Origin of the sequence: Candidatus Solirubrobacter pratensis (genome assembly GCF_000425945.1) — a bacterium.
Lineage (GTDB): Bacteria > Actinomycetota > Thermoleophilia > Solirubrobacterales > Solirubrobacteraceae > Solirubrobacter > Solirubrobacter pratensis.
In genome coordinates, this window is record NZ_AUEK01000006.1 from 478,635 (window position 1) to 504,628 (window position 25,994).

General features: G+C 73.9%; 25 protein-coding genes. 16 read left to right on the forward strand and 9 right to left on the reverse strand.

Translation table 11 applies throughout. The features are described from left to right. Positions 1 to 14 precede the first annotated feature (14 nt). Positions 15 to 671, forward strand: a complete 657-nt coding sequence (locus tag H958_RS0106015) for a hypothetical protein (RefSeq protein ID WP_028057998.1) — start codon at positions 15 to 17, stop codon at positions 669 to 671. Next, positions 672 to 1,766 carry a glycosyltransferase family 4 protein gene (locus H958_RS0106020; RefSeq protein WP_028057999.1) on the forward strand — a complete coding sequence of 365 codons (1,095 nt, stop codon included), beginning with the start codon at positions 672 to 674 and terminating at the stop codon, positions 1,764 to 1,766. Here H958_RS0106020 and H958_RS35365 read toward each other — a convergent pair. Further along, a complete protein-coding gene (locus H958_RS35365) occupies positions 1,756 to 2,586 on the reverse strand; it encodes a hypothetical protein (protein WP_156027730.1) in 831 nt (276 codons plus the stop codon). The genes H958_RS0106020 and H958_RS35365 overlap by 11 nt on opposite strands. A gap of 39 nt (positions 2,587 to 2,625) precedes the next feature. On the opposite strand from H958_RS35365, the gene H958_RS0106030 reads away from it, so the two are divergent. Next, complete coding sequence (locus tag H958_RS0106030) at positions 2,626 to 3,804, forward strand: glycosyltransferase (RefSeq protein ID WP_028058000.1); 1,179 nt, start codon at positions 2,626 to 2,628, stop codon at positions 3,802 to 3,804. On the opposite strand, the gene H958_RS42875 is transcribed toward H958_RS0106030, so the two are convergent. From H958_RS42875 to H958_RS0106045, 3 genes are read right to left on the reverse strand one after another with little or no spacing between them, the layout of a single operon-like run. Continuing rightward, entirely contained in the window at positions 3,797 to 4,408 is a 612-nt protein-coding gene (locus tag H958_RS42875) for a class I SAM-dependent methyltransferase (RefSeq protein ID WP_051323885.1), read from the reverse strand. The two genes, H958_RS0106030 and H958_RS42875, sit on opposite strands and share 8 nt — an antisense overlap. After that, positions 4,405 to 5,502 (reverse strand): glycosyltransferase family 4 protein, encoded by a 1,098-nt coding sequence (locus H958_RS35375; RefSeq protein WP_051323886.1) that lies wholly within the window; start codon positions 5,500 to 5,502, stop codon positions 4,405 to 4,407. The genes H958_RS42875 and H958_RS35375 overlap by 4 nt, the downstream gene beginning before the upstream one ends. Then, on the reverse strand, positions 5,499 to 6,971 hold the full coding sequence (locus tag H958_RS0106045; protein ID WP_028058001.1) for an oligosaccharide flippase family protein: 1,473 nt from the start codon (positions 6,969 to 6,971) through the stop codon (positions 5,499 to 5,501). Before H958_RS0106045 ends, H958_RS35375 begins: the two co-directional genes overlap by 4 nt. Positions 6,972 to 7,102: 131 nt before the next feature. On the opposite strand from H958_RS0106045, the gene H958_RS35380 reads away from it, so the two are divergent. The 8 genes from H958_RS35380 to H958_RS0106085 all read left to right on the forward strand — a co-directional run bounded on the left by H958_RS35380 (position 7,103) and on the right by H958_RS0106085 (position 14,626). Further along, on the forward strand, positions 7,103 to 7,915 hold the full coding sequence (locus tag H958_RS35380) for a WecB/TagA/CpsF family glycosyltransferase (protein WP_081685650.1): 813 nt from the start codon (positions 7,103 to 7,105) through the stop codon (positions 7,913 to 7,915). A 161-nt stretch (positions 7,916 to 8,076) separates the two neighbouring features. Further along, on the forward strand, positions 8,077 to 8,688 hold the full coding sequence (locus H958_RS0106055) for an FkbM family methyltransferase (protein ID WP_028058002.1): 612 nt from the start codon (positions 8,077 to 8,079) through the stop codon (positions 8,686 to 8,688). A 14-nt stretch (positions 8,689 to 8,702) separates the two neighbouring features. Beyond that, positions 8,703 to 9,947 (forward strand): nucleotide sugar dehydrogenase, encoded by a 1,245-nt coding sequence (locus tag H958_RS0106060; RefSeq protein ID WP_028058003.1) that lies wholly within the window; start codon positions 8,703 to 8,705, stop codon positions 9,945 to 9,947. Beyond that, positions 9,944 to 10,891, forward strand: coding sequence for a DMT family transporter (locus H958_RS35385; RefSeq protein WP_051323887.1), 948 nt, complete (start codon positions 9,944 to 9,946; stop codon positions 10,889 to 10,891). Before H958_RS0106060 ends, H958_RS35385 begins: the two co-directional genes overlap by 4 nt. Then, positions 10,888 to 11,859 carry an NAD-dependent epimerase/dehydratase family protein gene (locus H958_RS0106070; protein ID WP_028058004.1) on the forward strand — a complete coding sequence of 324 codons (972 nt, stop codon included), beginning with the start codon at positions 10,888 to 10,890 and terminating at the stop codon, positions 11,857 to 11,859. Before H958_RS35385 ends, H958_RS0106070 begins: the two co-directional genes overlap by 4 nt. Before the next feature lie 21 nt (positions 11,860 to 11,880). After that, complete coding sequence (locus tag H958_RS0106075; protein ID WP_156027732.1) at positions 11,881 to 12,414, forward strand: hypothetical protein; 534 nt, start codon at positions 11,881 to 11,883, stop codon at positions 12,412 to 12,414. Beyond that, positions 12,415 to 13,371, forward strand: coding sequence for a GDP-mannose 4,6-dehydratase (gmd, locus tag H958_RS0106080; RefSeq protein ID WP_028058006.1), 957 nt, complete (start codon positions 12,415 to 12,417; stop codon positions 13,369 to 13,371). A gap of 10 nt (positions 13,372 to 13,381) precedes the next feature. Further along, on the forward strand, positions 13,382 to 14,626 hold the full coding sequence (locus tag H958_RS0106085) for a nucleotide sugar dehydrogenase (protein ID WP_051323888.1): 1,245 nt from the start codon (positions 13,382 to 13,384) through the stop codon (positions 14,624 to 14,626). Here the strand turns inward: H958_RS0106085 and H958_RS0106090 are convergent, their stop codons facing one another. Genes H958_RS0106090 through H958_RS0106100 form a run of 3 tightly spaced genes read right to left on the reverse strand, consistent with a single transcriptional unit; the run spans position 14,627 to position 17,100 of the window. After that, positions 14,627 to 15,442, reverse strand: coding sequence for a hypothetical protein (locus tag H958_RS0106090; RefSeq protein WP_028058008.1), 816 nt, complete (start codon positions 15,440 to 15,442; stop codon positions 14,627 to 14,629). Between the two features lie 27 nt (positions 15,443 to 15,469). Then, positions 15,470 to 16,573: a glycosyltransferase family 4 protein gene (locus tag H958_RS0106095; protein WP_028058009.1), complete on the reverse strand. Its 1,104-nt coding sequence runs from the start codon at positions 16,571 to 16,573 to the stop codon at positions 15,470 to 15,472. 14 nt (positions 16,574 to 16,587) lie between these two features. After that, positions 16,588 to 17,100: a cupin domain-containing protein gene (locus tag H958_RS0106100; protein WP_051323889.1), complete on the reverse strand. Its 513-nt coding sequence runs from the start codon at positions 17,098 to 17,100 to the stop codon at positions 16,588 to 16,590. A 139-nt stretch (positions 17,101 to 17,239) separates the two neighbouring features. Here H958_RS0106100 and H958_RS42880 point away from each other — a divergent pair, with 139 nt between their 5' ends. The 5 genes from H958_RS42880 (at position 17,240) to H958_RS0106130 (ending at position 23,895) form a co-directional block, all read left to right on the forward strand. Beyond that, positions 17,240 to 18,892 (forward strand): glycosyltransferase, encoded by a 1,653-nt coding sequence (locus tag H958_RS42880; protein WP_196807237.1) that lies wholly within the window; start codon positions 17,240 to 17,242, stop codon positions 18,890 to 18,892. Positions 18,893 to 19,013: 121 nt separating this feature from the next. After that, complete coding sequence (locus tag H958_RS0106115; RefSeq protein WP_037409311.1) at positions 19,014 to 20,141, forward strand: glycosyltransferase; 1,128 nt, start codon at positions 19,014 to 19,016, stop codon at positions 20,139 to 20,141. Then, positions 20,138 to 21,211, forward strand: coding sequence for a glycosyltransferase (locus H958_RS42885; protein ID WP_051323891.1), 1,074 nt, complete (start codon positions 20,138 to 20,140; stop codon positions 21,209 to 21,211). Before H958_RS0106115 ends, H958_RS42885 begins: the two co-directional genes overlap by 4 nt. Before the next feature lie 13 nt (positions 21,212 to 21,224). Continuing rightward, entirely contained in the window at positions 21,225 to 21,833 is a 609-nt protein-coding gene (locus H958_RS0106125) for a hypothetical protein (RefSeq protein ID WP_028058012.1), read from the forward strand. Continuing rightward, positions 21,808 to 23,895, forward strand: coding sequence for an O-antigen ligase family protein (locus H958_RS0106130; protein ID WP_028058013.1), 2,088 nt, complete (start codon positions 21,808 to 21,810; stop codon positions 23,893 to 23,895). The genes H958_RS0106125 and H958_RS0106130 overlap by 26 nt, the downstream gene beginning before the upstream one ends. 13 nt (positions 23,896 to 23,908) lie before the next feature. Here the strand turns inward: H958_RS0106130 and H958_RS35400 are convergent, their stop codons facing one another. Both H958_RS35400 and H958_RS35405 read right to left on the reverse strand, forming a co-directional pair. Further along, entirely contained in the window at positions 23,909 to 24,496 is a 588-nt protein-coding gene (locus tag H958_RS35400) for a class I SAM-dependent methyltransferase (RefSeq protein ID WP_051323892.1), read from the reverse strand. Between the two features lie 13 nt (positions 24,497 to 24,509). Then, positions 24,510 to 25,985: a DUF4153 domain-containing protein gene (locus tag H958_RS35405; protein WP_051323893.1), complete on the reverse strand. Its 1,476-nt coding sequence runs from the start codon at positions 25,983 to 25,985 to the stop codon at positions 24,510 to 24,512. Positions 25,986 to 25,994 lie beyond the last annotated feature (9 nt).

Here is a 25,994-nt window from a genome sequence, read left to right on the forward strand (position 1 = left end):
CGATCGCAGTCCTGGTGGGAATCTGCGCAGCGGCGGCGCTCGTGCTCGTCGTGCTGGCGGCGACCACGAACGAGCGGCGCGCGTTCACGCTCGGCGTGGTACCGGCCGGCCCGGTCATGAGCCTCGCCCCGACCGGCGAGGTCTGCCAGGCGCCGGTCGCGCTCCCCGACGGCGAGTCGGACTTCGACCGCGTCGCGTTCGTCGTCGGAACCGTCGGCGGCCGCCCGGGACCGCAGCTCGACGTCACACTCGCCACCACCGGCGGCACGCCCGTCGCGCACGGCCGCGTGCCCGGCAGGTATGCGTTCTCCACCCGCCCGATCCCGGAGGCGGTGTCGGTGGGTCACGTGACGTCGCGCGAGCCGTTGCGTGTATGCCTGCGCAACGCCGGCAGCTCGACGGTCGCCATCTTCGGCAACGGCGACCTCGCCTCGCGCACGTCGACCGCCGCGCTCAACGGCAAGCCGCTCGGCATCGACGTCGCTCTCAGCTTCGAGCACGCGAAGCCGCGCTCGGCGCTGTCGATCCTCCCGGCGCTGTTCGACCGCGCGGCGCTGTGGCGCGCCGGCTGGATCGGCGGGTGGACGTACTGGCTGCTCGGCGCCGTCGTCCTGCTCGCGGTGCCGGCCCTGATGGTCGTCGCGCTGCGCGGCGCGCTCGACGATCACTAGATGCATCTCGGCCTCGACCTGCTGTTCCTCGTGCCCGCCGAGACCGGCGGACGCGAGGCCTACTCGCGCGAGCTCCTGGCGGCGCTACGGGCGGCGGAGCCGGGGCTGCGCGTGACGACCTTCCTCAACCGTGAGACCGCGCAAGCCCCGGGCTGGTGGTCCGACGCAGCCGACCGCGCGGTCGTGCTGCCGCGCGTGTGGGCGCGCAGGCCCGCCGGGTGGGCGCTCGGCGAGGCCGTCTCGCTCGGACGCGCGGCCGCTGCCGCGCGCGTGGAGGTGCTGCACTCGCCGGCGAACTTCGGCACGGCGTGGGGCCCCTTCGCGCGCGTAGTCACGCTGCACGACCTGATGTACCGCGGGAGCCCGGGCCTCGTGACGCGCGCGACGCGCCTCGGTACGGACGCCGTCCTCGTGCCCGCCGCCCGCCGCGCGCACCGGCTGATCACGGCCACCGAGGTCTCGCGCGCGGAGATCGCCGACGGCCTCGGCATCGCGCCCACGCGAATCTCTGTCGTGCGGCACGGGGTCCACCCGCCGCCGGAGCGCACCGCGCGTCCCGTCGACACCGGCGGCCGGCGGCTCGTCCTCGCCGTCGGCACGAACGTCCCGCACAAGAACCACGAGGCGCTCCTCGCCGGGCTCGCACGCCGCGAGCAGCGCCCGCTGCTGGCGATCGCCGGGCACGGGACCGAGGCGCTGGCGCCGCGCGCCGCCGAGCTCGGCGTGAGCGACGACGTGAGGCTCTACGGCGCGGTGGACGCCGACACGCTCGAGGACCTCTACGCCGCCGCGGACACGTTCATCACCGCGACGCGGCACGAGGGGTTCGGACTGCCGGTGATCGAGGCGATGAGCCGCGGCGTGCCGGTAGCCGCATCCGACATCCCCGTCCTGCGCGAGGTCGCCGGCGAGCTCGCGACCTGGTTCGACCCCCACGATCCGGACGCGGTCGCCGCCGCGCTCGGACCACTGCCCGACCGCGCCGCCGCCGGGCGCGCGCGCGCAGCGCGCTACACGTGGCCGGCGACCGCCGAGGCGACGCTCGAGGTATACGCGCAGGCGCTGGCGGCAAAGGCGAGCGGGCTCACCACGTGAGCTCGTACGTGTCGCCGCGGTTCGGATGGCGCTCCGCGAAGAAGAGACTCGCCTCCTCTGGCGACAGCCTCTGCATCGGCTCCAACTCGGCGTTCCACGGCAGCCGCTCGAGCCGGTCCGCACGACCGAGGTAGCCGCGCTGGTAGGCCTCCTCCGGCGTCAGCGCGGCACCGCCCGCGCGCTCCGCCGGGACGAGGAACGCGTTGTTGTAGAACAGGTCGACGATCGCGTAGCCGTGCTGGTGGGCGAGCTCGCCGAGCGCCCCGATACTGAACCCGTGCAGGTGGTCGCCTGCGTAGCTCCACTTCGGATCCCACTTCACGCGAAACCGCAGCGGCGGCGGGAAGCTCTCGTTGATCTCCACGCAGATGAGGGTGGGCCGGAAGTCGGCCAGCAATGCGTCGAGGACGAAGTAGTCATACCCATCGATGTCGAGATCGAGGAAGCCGAACTCAGTCGGGATGCCGTAGGCGCGCAGTAGCGGTACGACGTTCACCGGCGTGACGCCACAGCGCGCCAGGCCGACACCCTCGCTGGACGCCAGCACGCGCGAGAGGAATGCAAAACGGCGCGGCTCCGCCTCCACCGCCAATCCTTGCCAGCCGGCGCGGAACAGCCCGAGCGTGTTCGAGCCTTCCACGCCGTCGCCGGCCCCGAAGTCGACGCAGAACCGCTCCGCCGGCGGGTGCGCGACGAGCAGACGCGCGATGACCTCCTCCTCGCCGAAGTGCGAGAAGCGCACCTCACGCCCGAGGCGAGCGAGGAGGAGCTTGCGCGTCGACAACGCGGCACGGCGGAGGTCAGATGAGATGGACGGCATCGGCTCATGAGCCTAGCCACCCGCTAGCCTGCGCCGCCGATGTCCGAGAACCCGAAACGCGTGCTGCTCGTGCGCGGGCATCATCCCACCGTCTGGGGTCTGCGCGCCTACGAGCGGCTGCCCGAGCGGTTCGACGTCCGGCTCGTCACCACGGACCGCCTGCGCTTCGACATCACCGGCCTCGACCTTACGACCGTCAAGCTGCCGACGCTACGCGACCGGCTGCCGCGTGGCGTCCTCGGCGACTACGCGTCGCTGGCGCTGCGGGATCGCTTCCGCGGCGGCGACGACGTCTTCGGCTCGACCGACCTCGTGCACGCTGAGGAGCTGTCGCTGTGGTTCAGCGCCGACGTCGCGCGGCTGAAGCGCCGCCACGGCTTCCGGCTCGCGGTCACGGTGTGGGAGACGATCCCTCTGCTGGAGGCGTACCGCAGCCCGCATGCCCGTGCCTGGCGCCGCGAGACCCTCGCCGAAGCTGATCTGTTCATCGCTTCGACCGATCGCGCCCGCCACGGCTTGTTGCTGGAGGGAGTGCCGGACGACCACATCGTGGTCTCCTACCCGGGCGTTGACGTGCACCGCTTCGCGGCCGCGACCGCCGGGGCGCCGCACGACGGCCACGTCATCCTCTCGCCTGGGCGGCTCGAGTGGGAGAAGGGGCACCAGGACGTGCTGCGCGCGGTTGCGCTGCTTCGGAAGGGTCACGTCCCGCTCCCTGCCGACGTCGCGCGTGGGCTTCGCGTACGGCTTGTCGGCAGCGGGCCGGAAGCCGACCGCCTGCGCCGCTACGCGTCCGAGCTCGGCATCGCCGACGCCGTCGAGTTCCGCTCAGTGCCATACGAGGAGATGCCCGGGCTCTACGCCGAGGCGTCGTGCATGGTGCTGGCCAGCCTGCCGCGGAGCGGCTGCGCGCTGCACCCTGGCGACATTCCGCGGTGCTTCTGGGAGGAGCAGTTCGGCCTCGTGCTCGCCGAGGCGATGGCAGCCGGGCTGCCGCTGCTCGTCAGCGCTTCGGGCGCGATCCCGGAGGTGACTGGCCCCGAGGCCACGTTCTTCACGCCGGGCGACTGGATCGGACTCGCACAGGCGCTCGCTTCCGGGCCGCTGTCGGAGTCGCCCGGGGCGCGCCGGACGTATGACGCCGCACGGGTCGATCGTTATTCGATCGAGCGGTCGACCGAACGCATCGCCGCCGCGTACGACCGCGTGCTCACTTGAGCACCTCGAGCTCAGCGCGGATGTTCATGGCCGGGAAGCGGAACGCGAACAGCGACTCGTAGGGTCCCTGGAAGCGGTTCGCGAGCGCCGCCACGCCGATCCAGCGCAGAGGGTCCCAGAAGTCCAGCCGCAGGTCGACCACGCGCAGGCCCACGGCGAGGTAGTGACTGAACAGCGACTTCTCGAACGTGCGGATCGCCAGCGCCGAGAAGATGTGCTCGTGCGTCACGTCGCCATAGGCGAGCACCGAGGAGAAGTGGGGCGTGCGCAGGTGGATGCGCGCGCCTGGCGCCGCAACGCGGTGTAGCTCGGCGATGAAGCGCAGCGGCTCCCGCACGTGCTCGATCACGTCCTGACAGAGGATCTGAGAGAACGCGCCGTCCTCGAACGGATACGGGTACTCGTTCAGATCGGCGACGACGTCGGCCTGCGTGTCGGCGGAAATGTCCAGGCCGACGGCCCCTGGGTACTTCGCGTTCCCGCACCCGACATCCAGGATCGGGCCAGGACCCGACGGCGTCAGGCGGTAGTGCTCGGGCTTGCGCAGCAGGCGCCGGCGAAGCTGCGCGGCGAGGGAGTTCGGCTTGGGGATCACGGCGCTCATTCTGCCCGGGCCACCGCGCGATAGACGTCGAGGGTCTCGCGCGCACAGCGCTCCCAGCTGAACTCCGCGCTGCGCGCCAAGCCCGCCTCGGTCAGCCGCCGTGAGAGCTCTGGGGACTCGAGTATGCGGGCCAGCGCGTCCTCCAGGCCCTCGGAGTCTCGCGGGTCGGCGATCAGCAACGCCGCGTTTCCGGCCACCTCGGCGAGCGACGTGTTGTCGCTGGTGACCACCGGCGTCCCGCAGGACATCGCTTCCAGGACGGGAAGGCCGAAGCCCTCGCCCAGCGACGGAAAGGCGAAGCACGCCGCGCCGGCGTAGAGCGACACCAGCTCGTCGTCGGTGACGAACCCGAGCACGCGGACGCGATCGCCGACGGCGCTCAACGTCCGCTCGAGCTCAACGCTGCGCCATCCCCGGCCGCCGGCCAGCACGAGCTCGCAATCGTTCACCCGCGCGGCGAGGCGCTCGAACGCCGCGAGCAGGGTCGCGAGGTTCTTGCGCGGCTCGCGCGTGGCGACGGCGAGCACGTAGCGTTCCCGCACGCCGAACCGCTCGCGCAGCCAGCCGCGGTCGACGTCGCGCGGCGCAAAGCGGGGATCGGCCGCGAGCCACGCGACGCGCACGCGCCCCGGGTCGACCCCCAGCCGGTCGATCACCTCCGCGCGAGTGTGGTGGGAGTCGGCCAGGACGCATGACGCGCGACGGATCGCCGGCAGGCTGAGACGGTGATACGCGCGGACCGGCACCGTGAACAGCTCCGGCATCTCCATCCACAGCAGGTCGTGGACCGTGATCACCGCCGGGACGCCCGGCGCGTACAGCGGCACCGGCGCGGGACAGTGGACGACCTGGGCGCCGGCTTGGCGCGCCGCTCGCCCGAGTCCGACCGGGTAGTACGCCGCGTCGCGGCGCGTGATCTCCACCAGCTTCGGCAGCCGGCCCCGGCCGCCGATGCCCGGCGCACTGAACCCCGTCAGCGCCAACCCGTCGGTCTCCCGCAGGCGAAGGAGCAACTCCGTCGCGTAGCGCCCGACACCCGTCCGGTTGATGCGCTCCTGGGTGACGTCGAAGGCGACGTGCAACTCGGAGCTCACCGTCTGCGACCCGCTCGCAGGGCCGCGGGCAGCTCCTCGGGGATCACTCCGAGGACGAGCGCCGCGCCGGCGAACAGCGCGATGCCCGCGAGCGCGGCCGCGGGCTCCCACAGGCCGGGTACGAACCCCGGGGTCAGCGCGACTGCGGTCGCGGCGAGCACGCGCCAGGCGAAACCGAAGCGGAGCCGCCCCGCCGGCCCGGCCCCGCGTAGGCGCCACAGCAGCAGGCCGGCGAGCAACAGATCGCCGAGCACGCTCGCCAGCGCGCCGCCCTTGGCGCCCCAGCGCGGGATCAGCACGGCGGCCAAGAGCCCGAGCCCAACCAGCGCCACGCCGTTGACCGCGATCAGCTCTCGCTGCCTGCGGAGAGCGATCAGCGCCGAGCTCCAGAACTGCGAGAGGAAGATCCCGAGCAGCGCGCAGGCCTGAATCCGCAGAACGTCGGCTGCCGCGGCGTACTGCGAGCCGCCGAGCACGACGACGATGCTGTCCGCGGCCAGTGCCGTTACCACCACGATCAGAGCGGCGCACAGCGTTCCGACCTCGGTGAAGCGCTGCAGCGCGTAGCGCAGACGTTCGTGATCGTCGCGCGCCGCGGCGGTAAGCAGGGGCAGCGCGATGCCGGCCAACAGCGTGGGGATCTGCGTCAGCGACTCGAGGATCCGGAACGAGGTGCCGAATAGACCGGTCTCGTGCTCGGACGAGATCAATGACATCAAGACGACGACGACCCGCAGATACAGCGTGACGAGCACGAACGCCGCCGCGATCGGCAGCGCCTCGCGGATCAGCGGCCGCCAGACCTCGCGCTCACGGCGCGGCAGCATGAGCGCCCCGCGGCCGAGCAACGGGCGCGACAGCGCCACGATCGCGACGCCGACGAGGATCGGAACCGCGAAGAACGGCGTGAGCGCGGCGCCGGCCGCAGCGAGTACCGCGATGCCGAGCACGGTCAGCACCTGCTTGGCGACCTCGACCAGAGTCACCCGGCCATTGCGGAGCTCGACCATCGGCCCCAGCATCAGCGTCCCCTGCCAGGTGGTGAGCATCAGCCCGAAGCCGGCCAGCAGCGTGCCGAGCACCATCGAGCCTGGATAGCCGGCGAGCGCGGCGAACACGACCGCGCCGGCCACGCCGAGCGGCGCGACCACCATCCGCACGCCCAGGATGTTGCCCAACAGTCGGTGGCGTGCCTCACCCGGAGGCAGGAGCGCGAGCTCGCGACTGCCCACCACCGTAAGCCCGGCGTCGGCGATCGTGCTGGCGACGGCGACGATCGACATTACGGTGACGTACTGGCCGAACCGCACGACGCCGAGGTGGCGCAGCAGCACGACGGACGCGGCGGCCAGGAGCACGATGCCGGCGCCATAGCCCACGACGCGCAGAACGCTGCCGCGGATGATCAGCCCGCCGGCCTGTGGCGTGCTCAGGACATCGGGGGTTCCGAGGTCTGCGTCGGCGCTCATGACGGCTCAGTCTGACGCGCTCGCTGCAGCCGCCCGCCCACAGGCGCGCCGCGCAGTCTCCTACGATACGTCGCGACTTCCGCCACGTTCGGGCGTTGGAGTCGGTGTGCCCCCACGGCGCACTTGCAACCATGACGACGCTTCCCACCTCAACCCGTGACGACATCGAGGTCGCGAGCCCTGCGACCGCCGACGTGCTCGGCGTCCCGCTCGCGATCACCGACTACGAGCGCACGCTCGACTGGATCGATGCCGCCGTCGAGGCAGGCGCGCGCAGCTACATCTGCGTCGCTGCGGTCCACACCGTGATGGCGAGCGCCGAAGACCCGACACTGCGAGCTGCGGTGCTCGGCGCCGACTTCACCGTGCCGGACGGGCAGCCGCTGGTGTGGGCGCTCAACCTGCTCGGCCACCGCCTGGGCGATCGGGTCTACGGCCCCACGTTGATGGACCGTGCGTTCGCGCGCGCCGCGGAGTCCGGGCGGCGCTTCTACCTCTACGGCGGTCGCGACCAGGCGGCGCTGGACGAGCTGAAGCGCGTTCTGAGCGAGCGCCATCCCGGCGTCAACATCGTTGGCGGGTACGCGCCGCCGTTCCGCGAGCTGACCGACGCTGAGGATGACGCGGTCTCCGAGGACATCCGCCGCTCCGGCGCCGACGTCGTGTGGGTCGGTATCGGCGTGCCGAAGCAGGAGAAGTGGATGTCTCGCATGCGAGACCGGCTAGAGGCGCCGGTGCTGATCGGCGTCGGCGCCGCGTTCGACTTCCACGCGGGACTCGTTCCGCAGGCGCCGCGGCGGATGCAGGAGCTCGGCCTCGAATGGCTGTTCAGGCTGAGGCAGGAGCCCGGGCGCCTGTGGCGGCGCTACGCCCGCTACAACCCGCGCTTCGTGCTCGGATTCGCTCGCCAGTACCTCGCGCGGTCTGGCGCGAGCGGCCGCTGACTCGCGTGTCGCCGCGCGCCGCCGTTGCCCGGGCGATCGTCGCCCTTCCCACCCCCGTCCGGAGGTCGCTGTGGCGTGCTCGTCGCGCGTGGGATCGCGCCCGGCGCCGGAGGCTCGAGGCCCAGGGCGACTTCTCGCGGTCGCGGCCGGCGCTGCACGACATGGACGCGAAGCTGGCGCGCCATCTGGACCTCGACTGGGGCTTCTTCGTCGAGGCGGGCGCCAACGACGGTTACGACCAGTCCAACACCTACTGGCTCGAGCGTGGACGCGGCTGGCGCGGCGTGCTCGTGGAGCCGATGGCCGAGCTGTCTCGCGAGGCGGCCCGCGAGCGCCCCGGCGCGCGCGTGTTCAACTGCGCGCTCGTCGCGGAGGACCACCCCGGCGCGACCGTCACGCTGCGCTACGGCGGCCTGATGACGACCATCGCGGGGTTCCGCGAGTCCGAGCAGAGCGACCGCGAGTGGGTCGCCGACGCCCACCGGCTCGTGCAGGAGGAGCCCGAGCACGAGTTCACCGTGCCGGCACGAACGCTCTCCTCCGTGCTCGACGAAGCGCGCGCGCCGGAGATCGACCTCCTGTCGCTCGACGTGGAGGGCTTCGAGCCGCAGGTGCTCGCGGGCCTCGACCTCGATCGTCATGCGCCGCGCTTCATGCTGGTCGAGATCCGCGACATGGAGACCGGCCGCCCGGCGATCGAGGCCGTCCTCGGAGACCGCTACGAGCCCGTCGAGGCGCTCTCCCCGTACGACATGCTCTACGCCCGTCGCTAGCCTGCCCGTTGCGTATGCGCTACGACGTCTCCGTCATCGGACTCGGCCGTATCGGCCTCCCCCTCGCGCTCAGCTTCGCGGACGCCGGGCTCTCGGTCCTCGGCGTCGACAACGACCAGGAGCGGCTCGCGGCGCTCCGCGAGCGCCGGATGCCGTTCAAGGAGCCGGGCACCGACGAGCTGCTCACGCGCGTCGACATCGGCCTCTCCACGCGCGCGACCGACGCCGCGCAGGCCGGCGCGATCGTGCTCACGCTCGGCACCCCCGCGATGTCGCACATCGAGATCGACATGGGCGACATCCGTGCGGTGCTGGACGACCTGCTGCCGGTGCTGCGCGAGGACCACCTCGTCGTCCTGCGCTCGACCGTCGCGCCGGGGACGACCGAGTTCGTCGCCGGCTACCTGGAGAAGCAGCGCGGCTTCCGTGTCGGCGAGAACCTCTTCATCGCGCACGTGCCCGAGCGGATCGCCGCCGATCGCTTCATGGAGGAGATCGGCACGCTGCCGTGCATCGTCGGCGGCGTCGGCGAGGAGTCCGGCGAGCGCGCGGCGCGGCTGTTCGGGCCGCTCGGCGCGCCGATCGTGCAGACGACGCCGGTGCAGGCCGAGCTCGCGAAGATCTGGACCAACATCCTGCGCTACGCGACGTTCGCGCTCCCGAACCTGCTGATGATGGACTGCGAGCGCTACGGCGCGAACGTCTTCGACGTGATCGAGCTGATCAACCGCGACTATCCGCGCGGCGGGATGAAGATGCCGGGCCTGACCGCCGGCACCTGCCTGCGCAAGGACTTCGCCTTCTCGGAGGAGCGCTCGAGCGCCCCGGGCATGCTGCTGGCCGTCTCGCGGGTGCACGAGACCGTGCCGCTGTTCCTCGTCGACGGCATCAAGCGCCGGCTCGGCGGCGGCCTGCGCGAGCGCCGCGTCGCCGTCCTCGGGCTCGCCTTCAAGGCCGACACCGACGACGAGCGCGACTCGCTGTCGCACAAGCTGATCCGGCTGCTCGAGCGCGAGCTGGCCGACGTCTCGGTCCACGACCCGGTCGTCGCGAGCCCCACCTCGAGCTTCGAGGACGCGGTGGGCGGCGCCGACGTCGTGATCGTGGCGACCAACCACGGCGAGTACTCGACGCCCGAGGCGCTGCGCTCGATCGCCGAGCTGGCGGGCCCGGACTGCCTGCTGGTCGACCCGTGGAACGCGCTCGGCACCGCGCAGGTGTTCGCCTACGTCGCCGAAGTCGCGGCGCTGCGCGCATGAGCACGCGCGGCTGGGCGGCATTCGCCGCGATGTCGGCCGTCTGGGGCGTGCCGTACCTGTTCATCAAGGTCGCCGTCGACGCCGGCGTGTCGCCGGCCTTCGTCTCCTTCACGCGCGTGGCGATCGCCGCGGCGGTGCTGCTCGCGCTGGCCGCCCAGGCCGGCGTGCTCGCCTCGCTGCGCGGCCGCTGGCGCTGGCTGGCCGTGTACGCGGTCGCCGAGATCGCGCTGCCGTTCCCGCTGATCGCCGCCGGCGAGCAGCGCGTGTCGTCCTCGCTGGCGGCGATCCTGATCGCCTGCGTGCCGCTGATGGTCGCGCTGATCGCGCTGCGCTTCCTCCCCGACGAGCGTGCCACGGGCGTCCGGCTCGTCGGCCTGTTCGTCGGCCTCGCCGGCGTCGTCGCGCTCGTCGGGATCGACGTCGCGGGGGACACCGACGAGCTGATCGGCACGGGGCTGATCGTGCTTGCCGCCGCCGGCTACGCGGTCGGCCCGCTCGTGCTCAAGGCGCGGTTGAGCGACATGGACCCGCGCGCGGCGATGGGCGGGAGCCTGCTCGTCGCGGCGATCGTGCTCGCTCCTGCGGCGGTCGCGACGGCTCCCTCGGAGATGCCGTCGGGCGACGCGCTGCTCTCGATGGTCGTGCTCGGCCTCGTCTGCACCGCGCTGGCCTTCGTGATCTTCAGCGTCCTGATCCGCGAGGTCGGGCCGGGGCGCGCGCTGGTCATCACCTACGTGAACCCGGTCGTCGCCGTCGCGCTCGGCGTCGCGGTCCTCGGCGAGCGGCCGGGCGCGGGCGCCGTCGCCGGCCTGCTGCTGATCCTGGCCGGCTCCTGGCTCTCGACCGACGGGCGCGTCCCGCCGGGCATCACGCGCGCGATCGCGCGGCGGCGCGATCGCGAAGCGCGGCTGGACTCCCCGGGCGTCGAGAGCGCGATCGCATGAGCCGCGTGCTCGTCACTGGCGGCGCCGGGACGATCGGCGCCGCGGTCGTCCGGCGCCTGCTCCGCGATCCCGACTTCGAGGTCCGCGTGTCCGACCAGCGCGAGGCGCCGGTGTGGATGCGCGAGGGCTGCGAGGTCCACACGGGCGACCTGCGCCAGCTCGACGAGGCGCGCAAGGCGATGCGCGGCTGCACCCACGTCATCCACCTGGCCGCGATCGTCGGCGGGATCGCGAACTTCCACAAGCTCCCGCACACGCTGACCGAGGTCAACAACGCGCTCTACAACGCCGTCTTCCGCGCGGCGCTGGACGAGGACGTCGAGCGCTTCACCTACGTCAGCTCGAGCATGGTGTTCGAGCAGGCCCAGCAGTACCCGACGCGCGAGGACTACCTGGCGGAGTGCCCGACGCCGGTCTCGGCCTACGGCTTCTCGAAGCTCACCGGCGAGGTCTACTGCCGCGCCGCGCACGCCGAGCACGGACTGCCGTTCACCATCTGCCGGCCCTTCAACGCCTACGGCCCGGGCGAGATGCCGGAGGACGAGCCGGGCATCGCGCACGCCGTGCCGGACCTGATCCGCAAGTCGCTCCAGCGGCTCAAGCCGCTGCCGATCTTCGGGACCGGCGAGCACACGCGCACGCTCACGCACGTCGACGACATCGCCGACGGCATCGTCGTCGCCACCGGCCACGAGGCGGCGCTGAACGAGGACTTCAACATCTCCGCGAGCGAGGAGCTGAGCGTCGCCGAGATCGCGAGCATCTGCTGGGAGGCGTGCGGCAACGACCCGGGCGAGCTCGAGTTCGAGCACCTGCCGAGCTTCGAGGTCGACGTGGTGCGGCGCTGGCCCTCGGTGGAGAAGGCCGAGCGGCTGCTCGGCTGGCGCGCGCAGATCGGCGTGCGCGAGGGCATCGAGCACACCGTCGAGTGGCTCCGAGAGCAGCCGCTAGCCTCGAACGCTTCCTAAGAACCGGAGGTCATCGCCATGATGAAGCCGAATCTTGGACGGGCGCTGAGCGTCGTCGGCGCGATCGTGATCGCCGTCTCGCTCGCACTGGTCTGGTACCACATCGACCGTCTTCCCTCGCAGGGGGACACGAGCTCGACGGGCTGGGACTCGTTCCCGCGCCTGCGGATCATCCTGCTCGCCGGCGCGCTGCTGACGGTCGCCAGCGCGTTCCCCAGCCAGCGTCGCCCGATGCTGATCGCGCGCAGCCTGCTCGGCCTGCTGCTGGCCGCGCTGGTCCTGCGCCGCATCGTCGACCCGCCGGACCTGTCGGCCCCCGTGATCGCCCAGCCCGGCGTGTTCGCGGGGCTGCTGGGCGCGATCGCCGTCGCGCTCGGGGGTCTCGTCGACACCGGCCGCCGCGCCGCGGAGGCGTACCCCGGACTCGGCCTTCGCCCGAGCCGTTCGCTCCCCCCAGGCGGCGGCGCACGCGTGCGGCCGCGGCCGGATGACATCGACGCGCCCGGCGACGGCACTGCCGTGCGCGTTCCCAACCATGCGATACGAGGACGGTAGATGCCGCGCGCGCTCATCACGGGAATCACGGGCCAGGACGGCTCCTATCTGGCCGAGCTGCTGCTCGAGAAGGGCTATGAGGTGCACGGCATGGTGCGCCGGGCCTCGACCGAGAAGTTCGACCGGATCGAGCACCTGCGCGACCGCCTCACGCTCCACCAGGCCGACCTGCTCGACCACCGGTCGCTCGTGGACGCGCTGCGCGCCGCCAAGCCGCACGAGGTCTACAACCTCGCCGCGATGTCCTTCGTCGCCGTCTCCTGGATCCAGCCGACGCTGACCGCCGAGTTCACCGGCGTGGGCGTGACGCGGATCCTCGAGGCGGTGCGCGAGGTCTGCCCAGAGACGCGCTTCTACCAGGCGTCGTCGAGCGAGATGTTCGGCAAGGTCCTGGAGACGCCGCAGACCGAGAAGACGCCGTTCTACCCGCGCTCGCCGTACGGCGTGGCGAAGGTCTACGGCCACCACATCACGGTCAACTACCGCGAGTCCTACGACCTGCACGCCAGCTCCGGGATCCTCTTCAACCACGAGTCCGAGCGCCGCGGGCTGGAGTTCGTGACGCGCAAGATCACGTGGCACGCGGCGGCGATCAAGACCGGCAAGCGCGACTCGCTGCAGCTCGGCAACCTCGACGCGCGGCGCGACTGGGGCTATGCGAAGGACTACGTCGAGGCGATGTGGCTGATGCTGCAGCAGGACACGCCCGACGACTTCGTGATCGCCACGGGCGTGACCAACACGGTCCGCCGCTGCGTCGAGGTCGCGTTCGACGAGGCCGGGCTGAACTGGGAGCAGTACGTGCAGATCGACGACTCGCTCAAGCGGCCCGCCGAGGTCGACCTGCTCGTGGGCGACGCGAGCAAGGCCGAGCGTCAGCTGGGCTGGAAGCCGCAGACCAGCTTCGAGGAGCTGATCCGGCTGATGGTCCGCTCCGACGTCGCCCTGCTCTCGTAGGCTGGACGGCATGAGAGTCGGGATCGTCGGGCTGGGCTATGTGGGCCTGCCGCTCGCGGTCGCATTCGCCGAGGCGGGCTGCGACGTGGTCGGCGTGGACATCGACGCGGCCAGGGTCGCCGCCCTCGGCGAGGGGCGCTCGCACGTCGAGGACATCGCCGGCGCGCGCCTGCAGCTGGTGCTGGACCGCTGCGAGTTCACGACCCGCTTCGTCGAGCTCCACGAGGCCGACGCGATCCTCGTCTGCGTCCCGACGCCGCTCACGCGCAACCGCGAGCCCGACCTCGGGCCGCTGCTCGGCGCCGCGCGCGACCTCGCCGGCGTCGTGCGGCGCGGCCAGACGGTGATCCTCGAGTCCACGACGTTCCCCGGCACGACGCGTGAGCACATGGTGCCGCTGCTCGAGGAGTCGGGCCTGCAGGCCGGCGTGGACTTCGCGCTGGCGTTCTCGCCTGAGCGCGTCGATCCGGGCCGCACCGATTACACGCTGCGCACGACGCCGAAGGTCGTCGGCGGGCTTACGCCGGCGTGCACCGAGGCCGCGGCCGGCGTCTACGGAGCGGTCTGCGACCACCTGGTGCCGGTCTCCACGCCCGAGGTCGCGGAGCTGTCAAAGCTGCTGGAGAACATCTTCCGCTCGGTCAACATCGCGCTCGTGAACGAGATGGCGGTGCTTGCCGATCGCATGGGCATCGACGTCTGGGAGGTCGTCGAGGCCGCGTCGACGAAGCCGTACGGCTTCATGCGCTTCGAGCCGGGCCCGGGCATGGGCGGCCACTGCCTGCCCGTCGATCCGTTCTACCTGACCTGGAAGGCGCGCGAGTACGACCTCTCGACGGAGTTCATCGAGCTCGCCGGCAAGGTCAACCAGCAGATGCCCTACTTCTGCCTGGAGAAGGCCGAGCGCGCCCTCAACGACGCGGGCAAGCCGGTGCGCGGCGCACGCGTGCTCGTGCTGGGCGTCTCCTACAAGGCGGGCGTCGGCGACATCCGCGAGTCGCCGGCGCTGAAGATCATCCGCCTGCTGCACGAGCGCGGGGCCGACCTCTCCTACCACGACCCGCACGTGCCCGAGCTGCCCGAGCTCGGGCTCGCGAGCTCACCCCTGCCGGCGGCCGCCGACGGCGTGGACCTGGCGATCATCGTCACCGCGCACCCGTCGGTCGACCACCGCGACATCACCGAGCGGGCCCAGCTCACGCTGGACCTGCGCGGTGTCACGCGCGGCCTCGGCGCGGCCGCGCTCCAGCTGTGATCAGCCCTTCTTGAAGGCGGTGAACGCCGGGCGCTGCTCCCCGCTGTTGTCGAGCAGGCCGGTCTTGGGGATGCGGCCGTCGGAGCCGACCTCGTCGGTGTCGTAGAGGCCGTCGTAGCCGAGCGTGTAGACGTAGGCCGCCTTCTTGACGGTCTTGAGCGCCGAGGCGATCGTCTTCGCCGCCGCCGAGCCGCCGGTGTTCAGCGTCCAGCCGGTGAGGAACAGGCTCTTGCCGGCGCTGTCGTGGAGCTTGGACAGGTCGGGCAGCTTCTTGCCGTCGGCGGGGGTGTAGCCGTAGAGGTCGTAGTTCGCGCCCTTGACGGTCTTGGCCGCGCGCGGCTGGGCGACGACCAGGTTCTTCTTGCTGCGCGCCTTGAGTGCGCTGTAGACGCCGCCGAGCGCGGTGCGGAACTTCGAGGCCGACGTCGAGGTCGACTGCGGGAGCACCCACAGGTGCACCGAGGGGAAGCGCCGGGCCGCGGCGGTCGCGAAGCCGGCGTCGGCGCCCTTGATCGTCAGCGCGATCTGCATGTGGTAGTTCGCCGCCTCGCTGACGGCCTCGTCCATGTCGGCCGGCCACTCGTAGCCCGGATCTTCCGGGTCCTTCGGGTCCTCCGGGTCCTGCACCGCGACGGTCTTCTCGTCGAGCGTCGCGACGTAGATGCCGGCGCCGAGCGCCGCGTAGGCCGGGAACTGCGACTCGCCGTCGAACTCGACGGGGCCGGCGATCGCCTTCTTGTGCGAGACCGCGGCGTTCGCGCCGGCGGCGGGCACCAGCGCGAGGATCAGGAACAGCGGGACTGAGCGTCGGATCACGTGGGATTGGAGCACGGTGGCGGCACGTTAGTTGCGGTCGTACACCTCGCGCAGCGTGGCCGCGATGACCGCAGGCGCGTAGCGCTCGCGCGCCACGGCCAGCGCGCGCTCGCCGGCCCGCGCGTCGCGGTAGAGCGCGGTCAGCCGCTGCGCCAGCGCCTCGACGTCGCCAGGCGGGTACAGCCCCTCCTCCGGCACGGCCTCGGCGAGCCCGCCGGTGCGTGCGGCGACGGTCGGCAGGCCGGCGGCAATGGACTCCAGCGCCGCGAGTGGGAGGATCTCGGCATAGCGGCTGGGGACGACGGCGACGGCGGCTCTCGCGCGCAGGTCCGCGAGCGCGGAGGGCGAGACGCGGCCGAGGAAGCGAATGCCGCTCCCCTCGCTCGCCTTCAGCGCGGCCAGCTCGGGCCCGTCCCCCGCCACGACCAGCGGGAGGCCGGCGAGCTTCGCCGCGCGCACGGCGTCCGCGAATCCCTTCTCCGGCGTCAGCCGTCCCGCGGCGAGCACGTACTCACCCTCCCCCGCGCGCGAGCGCTCTGCGATCTCTCGCTGGACCGACGGCAGCACGCGGGCGCCGTCGACCGGCGCGCCGAGCTGCCGCAGCCGCTCGAGCGCGAACGCGCTCGGCACGACGATCGCGTCCGCCGCTCCCGCCAGGCGCCGCTGCCAGAGCGCGAGCGCGGCGGCGTAGGTGACGGCCTCGGCGCGCGAGCCGCGGCAGTTCAGCCGCACACCCGGCCGCGTGTCGCGGCCGTGGCAGCGGGTGCAGTCCTCGCCGTGCGTGAAGCACGTCCCGACGGCGCAGACGAGCCGGTAGTTGTGCAGGTGCAGCACGACGCGCGCTCCGGCCTCGCGGGCGGCGGCGAGCGCGCGCCAGCCGAGCGTCGGGTTCGTGTTGTGCGCGTGCACCACGCGCGCGCCGCTGCGCCGGACTGCGTCGGCGACCTCGCGCGGCGCGAGGCCGCCGGCCAGCATGCCGAGCGCCGCGCGGCCGCGGCCGACGGCGTCGGACTCGCGCTCGAGCACGGTCACCTCCTCGCCGAGCTCCGTGCGGATCAGCCAGGCGAGGTCCGCGACGGCGCGCTCTTCGCCGCCCGGGTGGCGGTAGCGGTGGTGCAGCTGCAGGATCAAGCGCCAGAGGCTATTCAGCCCAGGCGCAGCCCGACCGCCGCGTTCTCACTCGCGGTCGCGATCCAATGGCCGTAGCGGCGCGAGACCTCCAGGAATCGCTGCAGCAGCTCGTGCGCCGGCGGCCACGCGCCCGTGCTGCGCGGATCGGCCGGCAGGCCCGAGTCGCGGAAGAACCGCGCCATCCGGTTCGTCGTCGCGACGTACGCGACGGCGGGGTCGTGCGAGCGGTTGCGGAACGCGTGCTTGGCGTTGCGCGGCACGTGGAAGACGTCGCCGGGGCCGAGCCACAGCCATTCGTAGCCGTGCGCGGTCTGGACCAGTCCCTCGAGCTGGCCCGACAGCGGGAGGTAGGTCTCCGGATCCGGATGGCTGTGGAGCGGGACGATCGCGTGCGCAGGGATCGTCCCGCGCAGGACGCAGGGTTGCCCTTCGTCGCCGTCGACGTTCGTCAGAACCTGGATCGTGGGGCCGATCGAGTCGAGGATCTGCGCGCTTCGCGAGTCGACGAGGTGTGCGACGGAATCCACACCGGCAGGTGCTGGCATGTGTCTCTCCGGAGCCGGGGACGGCGGACTCGCCCGAACCTAGACGTGTGCGTGCGTGAGGTCCGCGCGCGGCTCGCGCATCGGCCCGTTCGGGCGGGTGGCGCATAAGCTGGGACGCCGCGTGGCCGTCAGAGCGAGCATCTGCTTCCCGACCCGGCGCCGCCGCGACTACCTCGCGGTCGCGCTCGCGTCGGTGGCCGGGCAGGCCGCCGCGCGCGGCTGCGAGCTGATCGTCGTCGAGGACGATCCGCACGACGCCCAGACCGCGGCGCTGGCCGCGCGCTACGGCGCGCGCTACATCGCGCACGGGGCGCCGCGCGGGTTGAACGCCGCGCGCAACACCGCGATCGATGCGGCAGCAGGCGAGCTCGTGTGCTTCCTCGACGACGACGTCGAGGTCTGGCCCGGCTGGCTCGACGCGCTGCTCGCCGGCGTGGCCGCCGCGCCGGAGCACGGCGTGTTCGGCGGCCCGATCCGCGCGCGCCTTGAGGGCTCGCGGCTGCGCTCGTGCGGGCGCGAGCCGCTGCCGGTGACGACACTCGACCTCGGCGCCGCGGACACCGACGCCGAGTTCGCCTGGGGCGCGAACCTGACGCTGCGCCGCGGCGCGCTGGAGCTGACCGGGCGCTTCGAGGAGGCGCTCGACCTCTACGGCGACGAGGAGGACTGGCAGCGGCGCTTCAAGGCGGCGGGAGGCCGCGTGCGCTACGTCGCGGGCGCCGGCGTCGACCATCGCCGCACCGGCCGCGACGCGCGTGTGGCCGGGCTGTCGCGCTCCGCGTTCCTGCGCGGCCGCAACTCGCGCCGCTATGACGTGCGCAAGGGCGTCGCGCCGTCGCCGGCGGCCGAGCTGGGTACGCTGGCCGGCTGCCTCTGGCACATCGTGCGCCGCCGGTGCGGGACGGGGATCGTGCTGACGGCGCTGACCGCCGGGCGGCTGGCGGAGATGCTCGATCTCGCGCCGTTGCCGCCGAACGCCGCCGACCCCGTGTATCTGTCGGGGCGCTCGGGGACGCTCGGGCGCCGCTCGGCGCTGGCGGGCGCGGTCCGCGACGCGCGGGCGGGGCTGCTCGCGCTGCCGGCCCGGGCGCGGGTGCGGCACGCGGCGCGGCGGGCGCCGCGGCGGCGGGTGCACGTGGTCGGCGTCGCGCGCGCGGAGCACCTGCGGACGGTCGCGCGGCTGCGCGCGGAGCTGCTGCGCTCGAGCCACGACGTCGCGCTGCACCTTGCGCCGCCGGCGCCTGGCGCGGGCAAGTGGACCAACATCAACGCGGCGCTCGCCGCCGCGCCGCTCGGCGATGCGGACTGGCTACTGATCGTCGACGACGACGTCGCGCTCCCGCGCGGGTTCCTCGACCGCTTCCTGCTGCTGTGCGAGCGCTTCGGCTTCGAGCTCGCGCAGCCGGCGCACGCGTTCGCGTCGCACGCCGCGTGGGACGTGACGCGGCGGCGGCCGGGCGTGCTCGCGCACCGGACGCGGTTCGTCGAGATCGGTCCCGTGACGGCGCTGTCGGCGCGCGCGGCGGCGGTCCTGCTGCCGTTCCCGGACCTGCGCATGGGCTGGGGCCTCGACGCCCGCTGGAGCGCGCTCGCCGCCGAGCACGGCTGGCCCATCGGCGTGATCGACGCGACGCCGGTCCGCCACCTGCGGCCCGTCGCCGGCGACTACCCGCGCGACGCGGCGATCGCCGAGGCGGAGGCGTTCCTGGACGGCCGCGCGTACGTCACGCGCGTCGAGGCGGCCGAGGTGCTCGAGGAGCACCGCTCGCTGTGAAGCGCGGACCGCGCCCTGCGGCGCCCGGCGACTGCGCGGCGCCGCGCCGCGACCTCCGCGGCGCGCCGCCGCGCATCGACCTCCGCGGCGCGCCGTCGCCTCGCGACTCTCGGGCCGCCGCATGAGGGTCGCCGTGGTCGCCGAGTATTACCCCCGCCGCGCGGACCCGTCGCTCGGCGTCTGGGCGCATCGCCAGGCGCTCGCCGCGCGGGATGCCGGCGCCGACGTCGAAGTGCTGGTGCTGCATCGCCCCGTGCCGTCGCTCTCCGCGCTGCGCTCCGGCCGGCCACACGCGCTGCTCGAGCCGCTGCGGCAGCCGCTGCGCGGGCGCCTCGACGGGATCCGCGTCACGTACGTCCCGTTCCTCGCACCGCCGCGCCCGCGCTCGTACGCGGCCTGGGGCAAGTGGGCCGCGCCGTCGCTCGCCGCCGCCCTGCGGCGCCGTGGCCGGTTCGACCTCGTCCACGCGCACTATGCCGCTCCCGCGGGCGACGCCGTGCGGCGCGCGCGCCCCGGGGTGCCGCTCGTGATCAGCGTCCACGGCGGCGACGTGCTCGGCGTCGCGGAGCGCTGGCCGGGCGGGCGCGACGCGGTGTCGCGCGCGTTCGGCGCCGCGCGGCTCGTGCTCGCCAACTCGGCCGCGATCGCGCAGCGCAGCCGCGCGCTCGGCGCCCGCGACGTGCGCGTCGTCCACCTCGGCGCGGACGTTCCCGCGACCGCGTCGGCCGGCACCGCGCTCGTCACGGTCGGGAACCTGATCGCGCGCAAGCGCCACGCCGACGTCCTGCGCGCGCTCGGGCGCCTCGACGCGCCGCCGCCGTGGATCGTCGTCGGCGACGGACCGGAGCGGCCCGCGCTGGAGCGGCTCGCCGCCGAGCTCGGCGTCGCCGCCGAGTTCCGCGGCCGGCTCGCTCCCGCCGAGGCGCTGCGCGTCTCCCAGAGCGCGGGCGCGTTCGTGCTCCCCAGCGCCGAGGAGGCGTTCGGCGTCGCCTACATCGAGGCGATGGCCGCCGGCGTGCCCGCGATCGGCGCCCGCGGAGAGCCCGGGCCCGAGGAGATCGCCGCGTCCGGCGGCGGGATGACGCTCGTCCCGCCGGGCGACGCCGAGGCGCTCGCCGCAGCGATCCGCACCGTGCTGGCGGACCGCCAGGCGCTCGGCGCCGCCGCGCGCGCGAACGTGGAGGCGAGCTTCACGTGGGAGGGCTGTGGCCGCGCGACGGTCGCGGCGTACGAGGAGGCGCTGCGATGAAGGCGGCCCGCGCGCGCGACCCGCGGCCCGTCCTCTTCGTCACCAACCACGCCCCCGCGTTCCGCGTCGGCGCCTTCGCGGCCCTGCACGACCGCGAGAACGTCGTCTTCGCGCTGATCGGGGGCGGCGTCCGCCACGGCGGCGGCGCCGGGGGCGGCGAGCTGCCGTTCCCCGTCGTCCGGCCGCCCGAGCGCGGCGTCGCGCGGCTCGCCGCGTCCGGGCGCTTCCGTGCCGTCGTCGCCGGCCTCTCCGGCCGCGTCGCGCTGCCCGCCGCCTACGCGGGAGCGCGCGCCGCGCGCGTCCCCTTCGTCCTGTGGGCGACGATCTGGCGCCACCCGCGCACGCCCGCCCACGCGGCGTCCTATCTGCCGCTGCGGCACATCTACCGGCACGCGGACGCGATCGCGACCTACGGGCCCCACGTCAGCGCCTACGTGCGCTCCAAGGGCGCCGCGCAGCCGATCTTCGAGGCGCCGCAGGCCGTCGACGCCGCCTTCTGGGAAAGCGCCGCCGCGCCAGATCGGCGGGCGCCGTTCCAGGCGCTGTTTGCAGGCCGGCTCGAAGGGGAAAAGGGGGTGTCGGTCCTTCTCCAGGCCTGGGGTGCCTCAGGTCTGCAGAAACCGGAAGGCGCGCTGGTCATGTGCGGTGACGGCCCGAACCGAGCCCGGGCCGTCGCCGCCGGCGCGCTGGCGCTGGGCCCGCGCGATCCCGTCCAACTGCGCAACTCGTACGCGGGCAGCGACGTTGTGGTCGTACCGTCGGTCCCCACGCGCGACTTCCTGGAGCCATGGGGGCTGGTCGTCAACGAAGCCTTCCATCAGGGAGTTCCCGTGATCGCCACAGACGCCGTCGGAGCCGCCGCGGGCGGCCTGGTCCAGCACGAGCGCACCGGACTCGTCGTCCCCGCCGGCGACGCCGGCGCGCTCGCCGCCGCGCTGCGCCGCCTGCATGACGACGCGCCGCTGCGCGGGCGCCTCGGCGCCGCCGCGCGTGATGCCGTCAAGCCGTACTCCCAGCAGGCGTGGGCGGCCGGGATGTCGCGCGCGCTCGCCGCGGCGGAGCGCTGCTAGCGTGATTGCGCCGATGCGACGGACCATCTTCCTGGCCCTGCTCGCGACGCTCCTCCTCATGGTCCCCGCCGCCCGCGCGGCCGACCCGACCACGGTCATCAAGGACTGCGAGGACGACAGCGTGCTGCAAGGCTCGTACACGCTCTCGGAGCTGCGGCAGGCGCGCAGCCACCTCCCGAGCGACATCGACGAGTACTCCGACTGCCGTGACGTGCTCGGCCGCGCGATCGCGGCGAAGACGTCGACGCCGAGCTCCAACGGCGACAACAACGGTGGCGGCTCGAGCTCGGCCGGCGCAGGCGGCGGCGCAGGCGCAGGCGGCACCGGCGGCGGGACGAGCGGCGGCGCCGGCTCCGGCGCGTACACGCCGCCGATCAGGATCCTGCCCACCACGCCGCAGGACCACGCCGCGCTCACCCAGGCCGCCAAGCAGGGCGACCGGCCCGTGAGCCTCGACGGCAAGGCCGTCATGCCCGGGGGGGCGTCGCGGCTGGCCGCCGAGGTCGGGCGCAACACGCTGCCCACGACGCTGGTGCTCGTGCTGATCATGTTGGCGCTGGCCGCCGTCCTCGGCGGCGGGCTGCGCATCCGCAACCGTGTCGTCACTCACCGGCAGCCGTAGGACCTACGTCGCTCCGCGTGGCGGCCTGCGCCGCCGCGTCCGGCGGATCTCGATCCCGATTCCGGCCGAGTCGGGACCGGCGCTCGCGCTCGGCCTCGCCGCCGCGATCATGGCGTCGGCGTTCGTCGCCCGCGGCGGCTCCCAGCTCGAGCGCACGACGTGGACCGAGGTCGGCCTCATGCTCGGCGGCGCGGCGCTGGCGGCGCTCGCGCTCGTGCTGCCGCGCCGCGCCGGGACGCCGGAGCGCCTGCGCGGCGTCTGGGCGCTCACGGCGTTCGCGCTGCTCGCGGCCTTCACGACCGCGTCGCTGAACTGGTCCCTGACGCCCGACGACTCCTGGCAGGAGTCCAGCCGCACGCTCGCCTACCTCGCCACGATGGTCGCCGGCGCCGCGCTCGCGCGCCTGGCCCCGCGGCGCTGGAGCGCGCTGCTGGGCGGCGTGCTGCTCGGCTCGCTGGTGATCGTCGGCTGGGCGCTGCTGACGAAGGTCTTCCCGGCCGCGCTCGCGCGTGACGAGCCGTTCGCGCGCCTGCGCCCGCCGTTCGACTACTGGAACAGCGTCGGGCTCGCCGCGGCGCTGATGATCCTGCCGCTGTTGTGGCTCGCCGTCCGGCGCTCCGGCCACGCCGCGATCAACGCCCTCGCTTGGCCGGCCCTCGGACTGGCGATCGTCTGCATGCTGCTGTCCTACTCGCGCGGCGCGCTGCTGGCCACGGGCATCGCCCTCGCGCTGTGGCTGGCGATCGTGCCGCTGCGGCTCGCGTCGGTCGTCGTGATCGGCGCGGTGACCGCCGTCACCGTGCCCGTCGTCGCGTGGGCCTTCGCGCAGGACGGCCTCACGCTCGACAACCCGCCGCTTGCGCTGCGCGTGGACGCGGGCCTGGAGCTCGGCGCGCTCCTGCTGCTCCTGATCGTCGCGCTGCTCGTCGCCGGCCTGGCCGTCGGGTTCCTCTCCGCGCACCATCCGCCGGGGGAGCGCATGCGCGCCCGCGCGTCCCGCGTGCTCGTCGGCGCACTCGTGGTGGTGCCGGCGGTCGCGATCCTCATGCTCGCCAATGCGCCCGGCGGGATCGACGGCCAGGTCTCGAAGGCCTGGAAGCAGGCGACCGACCCGACCGCCAACACCCCGTCGAACACGCCGTCGCGGCTGACGGCGACCTCTTCTGTGCGCTCGCGCTACTGGCGCGAGGCGCTCGACGTGCACGCCAGGAACCCGTGGCTGGGCGGCGGCGCCGGCTCCTACGGAACGCTGCGGCTGCGCTACCGCAAGAACGACATCGCCGTCCGTCACGCGCACGGCTACGTGGTGCAGACGCTCGCCGACCTCGGTTGGGCCGGGCTCGCGCTGTCGCTGCTCGCGACGTTCGCCTGGCTGTGGGCCGCGGCGCGCACGCTCGGCCTGCGCCGTCGCGACCGCGGACTCCCGTGGGACGCCGAGCGCGTCGCGATGGCCGCGGCCGCCGGCGTGGTGATCGTCTTCGGCGTGCACTCGGCGGTCGACTGGACCTGGTTCGTGCCGGGCAACATCGTGCCCGCGCTGCTGTGCGCGGGCTGGGTCGCGGCGCGCGGCCCGCTGCGCGAGCGCCTGTCCCCGCTCCCGGCCGAGCCGGAGCGCGTGCGCAACGCCGGTCCGCTCGCGGCCGGCGCGCTGGTCGCGGCGGTCGGCGTCGTCGCCGCCTACTCGGCGATCCAGCCGGTTCGCGCCGTGCACGCGGAGAACGCGTCCTACCAGCGGCTCGCCGAGGGCCAGCTTCCGCAGGCGATCTCGATCGCCCGGGTCGCGCACGAGCGCGACCCGCTGGCGCTCGATCCGCTGTTCGACATCGCCGCGCTCGAGCAGCAGCGCGGCAACAACACGGCGGCCCGCTCCGAGCTCGAGGCGGCCGTCCACCTCGAGCCCGCCAACCCGGAGCCGTGGCGGCGGTTGGGCGAGTTCCGCCGCAAGGCGCTGCACGACCCGAAGAGCGCGTTGGAGGCCTACCAGGCGGCGTACTTCCTCGATCCGCACTCCGTCCAGAGCGTGGAAGACCTCGTGGTCGTCTCGCGCGAAGCGGCGAAGTGAGCTGCGTCCCCCTCTAGCGAGAGGCGCGCGCCACGAGCATTCCGCGCACCCGCCGCACGCTGAGGTCGCTGAAGCCTGCGTGCTCGAGCGCCGCGGTCAGCGACGTGCGCGTGAAGAAGCGCACGTGCTGGCCGAGCGGGTCGAAGTGGGCGTCGAAGCGCGTGAGCGCGATCGCGGCGGCCTGGACGCGGCCGTGGTACGGGACGGTGAGCAGGACGCGCCCGTGGCGTTTGAGGACGCGCCGGACCTCGAGCAGCGCGTGTCCGGCGTCCGGGATGTGCTCGAGCACCTCCGAGCACCACACGAGGTCGATCTCGCCGTGCCCGAGCGGGAGCGAGCCGTCGCGCTCGAGCACCCGCACGTCGGCGCCGGGCACGTTCGCCCGCGCTCGCGCGGCCGCCGCCTCGGCGATCTCGACGCCGACGGGCTCGGCGCCCGCGTCGCGCAGCGCGGCGAGGAAGCGCCCCGCGCCGCAACCGAGGTCGAGCACGCGCTCCCCCGGCCGCGTCTCGCCCAGCAGCAGTGCACGCCGGCGCTCCCACTCGTACGGCTCGGGATCGGCGGGCGCGTCGGCCCAGAACGACTCGTAGAACTCGCGCACGGCCGCGGCGACGCTAGCGGATGTCCCACGGCGCGCAGATCTCGCTCGTGTCGAGCGTGGTGCGCCGCGCCCGCTCGCGCGCGACATTGAGGCCGAGGAAGCCGTCGCCGTCGCCCAGCCGCGCGCGGATCCGCTCCGCCGCGCAGCGCACGCGGGGGCGGCCGGAGAGCGCCGGCAGCGCGTCGGCGCTGAGGCCGGCGAGGTAGCCGGCGTCGACGCGACCGCTGTCGAGGTTGCGCTCGGCGATCCGCCGGTCGGGATCGGAGAGCGCGAACAGCAGGATCGCGGCGCCCGTGACCGCGACGGCCGCGCGCGGCAGCCAGGCGCCGCCGGTCGCGCCCGCGAGCATGACGAGCGCGAAGAGCGCGCCGAGCCAGAGCAGGATCGCGTCGGCGGTCAGGCGCAGGCGCGTGAAGCCGTAGGTCTGCTCGTACAGGCCGAGGCGGCGCAGCGCGGACGCGAGGACCACGAGCGCGAGCACGCACAGCGCGGCGAGCAGCGCGCGCAGCAGCCGACCGCCGTCGCGCGCCCAGCGCGTCGCGGCCACGATCACCGCGAGCGTGAGCGCGGCGACGACGAGCATCTGGGCGAACCCCGTGCGCGCGTACTCGGCGTAGGTCAGGCCGGCCGTCTCGAGCACGTGGCGGTTGCCGCCGAACAGCGTCGCGAGCTGGGTCGCCACGAACGCGGCGAGCACGGCGACGAGCGCGCAGAGCGGGAGCGCCCACTCCGTCCGGCCGAGCTGCAGCCGCGGGCCGCGCCGGACGCGCGGGCGGGCCCGCGCGGCGGCGTCGAGCACCGCGCCGCCGGCACCGGCCACCAGCAGCGCCACGGAGACGCGCGCCCCGGGCAGGTCGACGCCGCCGGACGGCACGACGCGGCCGAGCAGCTGGGCGAAGGCGGCGTCCGCGCTCAGCAGCAGCGGCACGACCAGCGCGAGCAGGCCGGCCGCGATCGCCGTCCCGCGCAGTGCGGGCAGGGCGCCGCGCACGTCGCCGCCGTCCCACGCCGCGCGGCCGGTTCGCCAGGCGCCCAGCGGCGCTCCCGTCGCGAGCGGCCGCACGCGACCACACACGGCGAGCGCGGCGAACGCGGCGGCGAACGCGACCGCCGGCACGACGACCCACGTCGCGGCGCGCAGGACGGGGACGAACGCGAGCGCGGCGGCGAACGCCCACCACACGCGCCGCCACGGGTCCCGCCGCGGCGACGGCGCCTGCTCGGCCGCGCGCAGGTCCAGCACCGGCGCGGCGGCCGGCACGGACGCCGGCGCCACCGCGCACCCGAGAGCGAGGAGCACGAGCGTCAGGCCGGCGCCCGCCGGCGGGCCGACCAGCGCGACGCCGGAGAGCGCGGCGAGGCCGAGCACGCCGCGCGCGGCGCGCGGGGAGATCGCGAAACCAGGCGGCTCGGCGGCCACCCCGTGGGGGTCGTCCGGGCGCGCGTCATCGTCGCCGGCGCGATCCGCCGGCCGCTGTTGCGGGTCCATCTCTACCTC

Bases quoted from the DNA above. Each gene is read 5' to 3' on its own strand.
- H958_RS0106020 (WP_028057999.1), top strand. From the start codon at position 672: ATGCATCTCGGCCTCGACCTGCTGTTCCTCGTGCCCGCCGAGACCGGC.
- H958_RS35365 (WP_156027730.1), bottom strand. From the start codon at position 2,586: ATGCCGTCCATCTCATCTGACCTCCGCCGTGCCGCGTTGTCGACGCGC.
- H958_RS0106030 (WP_028058000.1), top strand. From the start codon at position 2,626: ATGTCCGAGAACCCGAAACGCGTGCTGCTCGTGCGCGGGCATCATCCC.
- H958_RS42875 (WP_051323885.1), bottom strand. From the start codon at position 4,408: ATGAGCGCCGTGATCCCCAAGCCGAACTCCCTCGCCGCGCAGCTTCGC.
- H958_RS0106045 (WP_028058001.1), bottom strand. From the start codon at position 6,971: ATGAGCGCCGACGCAGACCTCGGAACCCCCGATGTCCTGAGCACGCCA.
- H958_RS35380 (WP_081685650.1), top strand. From the start codon at position 7,103: ATGACGACGCTTCCCACCTCAACCCGTGACGACATCGAGGTCGCGAGC.
- H958_RS0106055 (WP_028058002.1), top strand. From the start codon at position 8,077: ATGGACGCGAAGCTGGCGCGCCATCTGGACCTCGACTGGGGCTTCTTC.
- H958_RS0106060 (WP_028058003.1), top strand. From the start codon at position 8,703: ATGCGCTACGACGTCTCCGTCATCGGACTCGGCCGTATCGGCCTCCCC.
- H958_RS35385 (WP_051323887.1), top strand. From the start codon at position 9,944: ATGAGCACGCGCGGCTGGGCGGCATTCGCCGCGATGTCGGCCGTCTGG.
- H958_RS0106070 (WP_028058004.1), top strand. From the start codon at position 10,888: ATGAGCCGCGTGCTCGTCACTGGCGGCGCCGGGACGATCGGCGCCGCG.
- H958_RS0106075 (WP_156027732.1), top strand. From the start codon at position 11,881: ATGAAGCCGAATCTTGGACGGGCGCTGAGCGTCGTCGGCGCGATCGTG.
- gmd (WP_028058006.1), top strand. From the start codon at position 12,415: ATGCCGCGCGCGCTCATCACGGGAATCACGGGCCAGGACGGCTCCTAT.
- H958_RS0106085 (WP_051323888.1), top strand. From the start codon at position 13,382: ATGAGAGTCGGGATCGTCGGGCTGGGCTATGTGGGCCTGCCGCTCGCG.
- H958_RS0106115 (WP_037409311.1), top strand. From the start codon at position 19,014: ATGAGGGTCGCCGTGGTCGCCGAGTATTACCCCCGCCGCGCGGACCCG.
- H958_RS42885 (WP_051323891.1), top strand. From the start codon at position 20,138: ATGAAGGCGGCCCGCGCGCGCGACCCGCGGCCCGTCCTCTTCGTCACC.
- H958_RS0106125 (WP_028058012.1), top strand. From the start codon at position 21,225: ATGCGACGGACCATCTTCCTGGCCCTGCTCGCGACGCTCCTCCTCATG.
- H958_RS35405 (WP_051323893.1), bottom strand. From the start codon at position 25,985: ATGGACCCGCAACAGCGGCCGGCGGATCGCGCCGGCGACGATGACGCG.